The organism is Streptomyces scabichelini, assembly GCF_011045015.1.
GTDB classification, from domain to species: domain Bacteria; phylum Actinomycetota; class Actinomycetes; order Streptomycetales; family Streptomycetaceae; genus Streptomyces; species Streptomyces scabichelini.
The window spans coordinates 1-5,197 of the sequence record NZ_JAAKZY010000373.1 but is presented as its reverse complement, the minus strand read 5'-3'; the positions used below and the strand labels follow the sequence as shown (position 1 = coordinate 5,197).

The following is a 5,197-nucleotide window of genomic DNA, read 5'->3' as shown; positions in this document are numbered from 1 at the left end:
AGCCGTGAGCAGGCGCTGCAGCGGGCCGCCCGCGCACTGGCCGAATTCCAGGTCGAGGGCATGGCCACCGCCATCCCCTTCCACCGGGCGGTCGTCGCGGACCCGGCGTTCACCAGCGACCCGTTCAGGGTCCACACCCGCTGGATCGAGACCGAGTTCGTCAACGAGATCAAGCCCTTCGCCGCTCCGATGGACTCGGAGACGGACGAGGAGCCGGGCCGCGAGACGGTCGTCGTCGAGGTCGGCGGCAAGCGCCTGGAGGTCTCCCTGCCGTCCTCGCTGGGCATGTCCCTGGCCCGTACGGGGCTTGCGGCGGGCGCCAAGCCCAAGCGCCGCGCGGCGAAGAAGTCCGGCCCCGCCGCCACCGGCGACACCCTCGCTTCGCCGATGCAGGGCACCATCGTCAAGGTCGCCGTCGAGGAGGGCCAGGAGGTCAAGGAGGGCGACCTGGTCGTCGTCCTGGAGGCCATGAAGATGGAACAGCCCCTGAACGCCCACCGCTCCGGCACCATCAAGGGCCTGACCGCGGAGATCGGCGCCTCGGTCACCTCCGGCGCGGTGATCTGCGAGATCAAGGACTGAGCAGTACGCGTATCACAGGCGCCCGGTGGACCACGTACAGGTCCGCCGGGCGTTCTGTTTGCCCGGGCCCTTTAAGGGGCGCGGGGCTGTGTCATTGTGCGGCTCCGCCGCGTGGGCGCGACAAGCCACCACGAACCCGCACCCGCCCGCGAACCCGAACCCACCACCCCGGACGGCGCCCATCACTCCGCCGGGGCCACCTGACGTACGGACTGGACCGCCGTCCGTCAGCGCCTTGAGCGTCCGTCAGAACGTCAGCGTCGTCGGAGGTCCGCGACTCGCGCCCGCTCGCTCTGGGGCTGCTCCTCCAGAACCCTGGCGGTGCTGCGCAACTGCGGTCCGCCGCCGGAGACCTGGCTCCGTCGTGGGCCTGGGAGCGGCACGTCCCGGCGTGGCGGCTGGCGCCCCGCCGGGGGCGCCTCGCCTCCCGCACCGCCGGAGCCGGCGACCGCGATCTGCACCCCCTGGTCGGCCAGGGCCTGCAACTCGGTGGCCGCACGGTCGTCGTGGGCGGGCGGCTCGTCCGTGACCAACCGCGTGATCACATCCGTCGGTACCGTCTGGAACATCGTGTCGGTGCCGAGCTTCGTGTGATCGGCGAGGACGACGACCTCCGCGGCCGCCTGCACGAGCGCTCTGTCCACGCTGGCCGACAGCATGTTGGAGGTGGACAGGCCGCGCTCGGCGGTCAGCCCGCTCCCGGACAGGAAGGCCCGGGAGACCCGCAGGCCCTGGAGGGACTGCTCGGCCCCGCTGCCGACGAGGGCGTAGTTGGAACCGCGCAGGGTGCCGCCGGTCATCACGACCTCGACACGGTTGGCATGGGCCAGCGCCTGAGCCACCAGGAGGGAGTTGGTGACGACGGTCAGCCCGGGCACCCGCGCGAGCCGGCGGGCCAGCTCCTGCGTGGTGGTGCCCGCCCCCACCACGATGGCCTCGCCCTCTTCGACGAGACCCGCGGCGAGGTCGGCGATGGCCGTCTTCTCAGCGGTCGCGAGATGCGATTTCTGCGGAAAGCCGGACTCCCGCGTGAACCCGCCCGGCAATACCGCACCGCCGTGCCGGCGGTCGAGGAGTCCTTCTGCCTCCAGTGCGCGCACGTCCCGCCGTACGGTCACTTCAGAGGTCTGGACGACGCGGGCGAGCTCACGGAGCGACACGGCTCCGTTCGCTCGCACCATTTCGAGGATCAATTGGCGACGTTCTGCAGCGAACACGAAACTGACAGTAACCCCAACGACCGTCTGCTTTCAGCAGTTTGCGCCGAATAACAGAAGTTGTTCGCACGGCAGCATGGAAAGTGGTATACGCGCCCACTCCCGCTGTCCACGGCGCTCGAAGGAGCGGCAACTCCCCGTGACCAGCGAGGAGTTACTTCCGGCCGTCAGGCGTCGACCTCGGTTTTCCGGGTGTGGAGCTGCCGCGCCACCTCCGCGATCGAGCCCGACAGGGACGGGTACACGGTGAACGCGTTCGCGATCTGTTCGACGGTCAGGTTGTTGTCGACCGCGATCGAGATCGGATGGATCAGTTCCGAAGCGCGCGGCGAGACGACGACACCGCCGACGACGATTCCGGTGCCGGGCCGGCAGAAGATCTTCACGAAGCCGTCCCGGATGCCCTGCATCTTGGCGCGCGGGTTGCGCAGCAGCGGCAGCTTCACGACGCGGGCATCGATGACACCGCCGTCGACGTCCGCCTGCGAGTAGCCGACGGTGGCGATCTCGGGGTCGGTGAAGACGTTCGAGGACACGGTCTTCAGGTTCAGCGGGGCGACCGCGTCACCGAGGAAGTGGTACATGGCGATACGTCCCTGCATCGCCGCCACGGAGGCGAGCGCGAAGACTCCGGTGACGTCACCGGCCGCGTACACGCCCGGAGCCGTCGTCCGGGACACCTTGTCCGTCCAGATGTGCCCGGAGTCCTTCACCTTGACGCCGGCCCCTTCGAGACCCATGCCATGGCTGTTGGGGATGGCGCCGACGGCCATCAGACAGTGCGAGCCGGTGATGACGCGCCCGTCGGACAGCGTCACCTCGACCCGGTCGCCCACGCGCTTGGCGGACTGGGCACGGGAGCGCGCCAGGACGTTCATGCCGCGCCGCCGGAACACGTCCTCCAGCACCCCCGCGGCGTCCGAGTCCTCACCCGGCAGCACGCGGTCACGACTGGATACGAGGGTGACGCGGGACCCGAGCGCCTGGTAGGCACCGGCGAACTCGGCGCCGGTGACACCGGACCCGACCACGATGAGCTCCTGCGGCAGCTCGTCGAGGTCGTACACCTGGGTCCAGTTCAGGATCCGCTCCCCGTCCGGCTGGGCGTCGGGCAGCTCACGGGGATGACCGCCGGTGGCGATGAGCACGGCATCGGCGACGAGCGTCTCTTCGCTGCCGTCCGCGGCGCGGACCACGACCTTCCGGGACCCGTCCAGGGCCTGCTGGCCGTCGAGCCGCCCACGGCCGCGCATGACGCGCGCACCGGCGCGCGTCACGGATGCGGTGATGTCGTGCGACTGGGCGAGCGCGAGCCGCTTCACCCGTCGGTTGACCTTGCCGAGATCGACTCCGACCACTCGTGCGGGCGTATCGATGTGAGGAGTGTCATCGGCGACGATGATGCCGAGCTCCTCGTACGACGAGTCGAAGGTGGTCATCACCTCGGCGGTCGCGATCAGAGTCTTGGACGGCACGCAGTCGGTGAGCACCGACGCACCGCCCAAGCCGTCGCAGTCGACGACGGTTACCTCCGCGCCGAGTTGGGCGGCCACCAGGGCCGCCTCGTATCCGCCGGGTCCGCCACCGATGATCACGATCCGAGTCACGTACTCCATTGTCCCGCACGCCCCACGGTGCTTCGCGCCCGGGGGCGTCCCCCGGGTGCCTCTGTTACAGGAGAGACGTACGCATTGCTGCCGTACCCTCGACCTCATGTCGCTCTACGCCGCGTACGCCGGCAATCTCGACCCGCGGCTCATGACACGCCGCGCCCCGCATTCGCCGCTGCGCGCCACCGGGTGGCTGAACGGCTGGCGGCTGACCTTCGGCGGTGAGCACATGGGCTGGGAAGGCGCGCTCGTGACCATCGCGGAGGCGCCGCGCTCGCAGGTGTTCGTCGCGCTGTACGACATCGCTCCGCTCGACGAGGACTCCCTGGACCGCTGGGAGGGCGTCGGGCTCGACATATACCGCCGGATGCGGGTCCGTGTGCACACGCTGGAGGGCGAGGAGCCGGCGTGGGTGTACGTGCTGAACGGCTATGAGGGTGGGCTGCCTTCTGCGCGCTATCTGGGGGAGATCGCGGACGCGGCGGAGTCGGCGGGCGCGCCCCACGACTATGTGATGGAGCTGCGCAAGCGACCCTGCTGACCCGTGGGTCACGAGCTGCGCAAGCGGCCCTGCCGAGCCATGGGTCACGAGCTGCGCAAGCGGCTCTGGTTGACCCACGGGTCACGACCTGCGCAAGCGGCCCTGGCTGACCCATGGGGCACGAATTGCGCGAATGCCCCTGCTGACCCATGCGTCACGTACTGACTCGCGCCGCGGTACGACAACAGCCCGACCTGCCTCGCCGGAGGCAGAGGACAACAATCCCAAAGCTGTGACCATCAGCATCTACGCGCGTAGGCATTGACCAGTTACCCTCATCGCGTGAACGCTTCTCTTCTTCCGGACGACATCCAGGGCGACCCCTACGCCGCCGCCGACGCAGCCGCCGCGCGCCTGCGCGAGCTCACGGGCGCCGAGACCCACGACGTCGCCCTTGTGATGGGCTCCGGCTGGGCACCGGCCGTGGACGCCCTCGGTGCCCCCGAGGCCGAGCTCAGGGTCACCGAGCTGCCCGGGTTCCCCCCGCCGGCGGTGGAGGGCCACGGCGGCACGATCCGCTCGTACAGGATGGGCGACAAGCGGGCGCTCGTCTTCCTGGGCCGCACCCACTTCTACGAGGGCCGCGGTGTCGCCGCCGTCGCGCACGGGGTGCGTACCGCTGTCGCCGGCGGGTGCAAGACGGTTGTGCTGACCAATGGCTGCGGGGGGTTGCGCGAGGGGATGCGGCCCGGCCAGCCGGTGCTCATCAGCGACCACATCAACCTGACGGCCACGTCGCCGATCGTGGGCGCGAATTTTGTGGACCTGACGGATCTCTACTCGCCTCGGCTGCGCGCCCTGTGCAAGGAGATCGACGCGTCCCTGGAGGAGGGGGTGTACGCGCAGTTCCCCGGTCCGCACTACGAGACGCCGGCGGAGATTCGGATGGCTCGGGTCATCGGGGCGGATCTGGTGGGGATGTCGACGGTGCTGGAGGCGATTGCTGCGCGGGAGGCGGGGGCGGAGGTGCTGGGGATCTCGCTGGTCACGAATCTCGCTGCCGGGATGACGGGGGAGCCGCTGAATCATGAGGAGGTTCTCCAGGCGGGGCGGGATTCCGCTACGCGGATGGGGTCGCTGCTTACGCAGGTGCTGGGGCGGCTCTGACGGTTGCCTCCGGCGGTTGGGTGCGGGTTCGTTGTGGCTGGTCGCGCAGTTCCTCGCGCCCCTGGGTGGGTGGTGGGTGCGGGGTCGTGGGCCGGTGCGTCAGCCCGTCGCAGGGTGGGCATACGGCCCGGTGTCGGTAC

General features: G+C 69.9%; 5 protein-coding genes. 3 read left to right on the top strand and 2 right to left on the bottom strand.

Annotated features, from left to right (window positions below):
- Positions 1-582: biotin/lipoyl-containing protein (locus tag G5C60_RS49345; protein ID WP_165270631.1), on the top strand; the 582-nt coding region annotated here is incomplete at its 5' end.
- A 254-nt stretch (positions 583-836) separates the two neighbouring features.
- On the opposite strand, the gene G5C60_RS49340 is transcribed toward G5C60_RS49345, so the two are convergent.
- Positions 837-1,799 carry a DeoR family transcriptional regulator gene (locus tag G5C60_RS49340; RefSeq protein ID WP_165270629.1) on the bottom strand — a complete coding sequence of 321 codons (963 nt, stop codon included), beginning with the start codon at positions 1,797-1,799 and terminating at the stop codon, positions 837-839.
- Between the two features lie 167 nt (positions 1,800-1,966).
- Positions 1,967-3,415 (bottom strand): NAD(P)H-quinone dehydrogenase, encoded by a 1,449-nt coding sequence (locus G5C60_RS49335; protein WP_165270627.1) that lies wholly within the window; start codon positions 3,413-3,415, stop codon positions 1,967-1,969.
- A gap of 97 nt (positions 3,416-3,512) precedes the next feature.
- Between G5C60_RS49335 and G5C60_RS49330 the strand changes: the two genes are divergently transcribed.
- The gene (locus G5C60_RS49330; RefSeq protein ID WP_165270625.1) at positions 3,513-3,950 is read left to right on the top strand and encodes a gamma-glutamylcyclotransferase family protein; all 438 of its coding nucleotides are present in this window, start codon (positions 3,513-3,515) and stop codon (positions 3,948-3,950) included.
- 282 nt (positions 3,951-4,232) lie between these two features.
- A complete protein-coding gene (locus G5C60_RS49325; protein WP_165270623.1) occupies positions 4,233-5,057 on the top strand; it encodes a purine-nucleoside phosphorylase in 825 nt (274 codons plus the stop codon).
- The last annotated feature ends 140 nt before the right edge of the window (positions 5,058-5,197 follow it).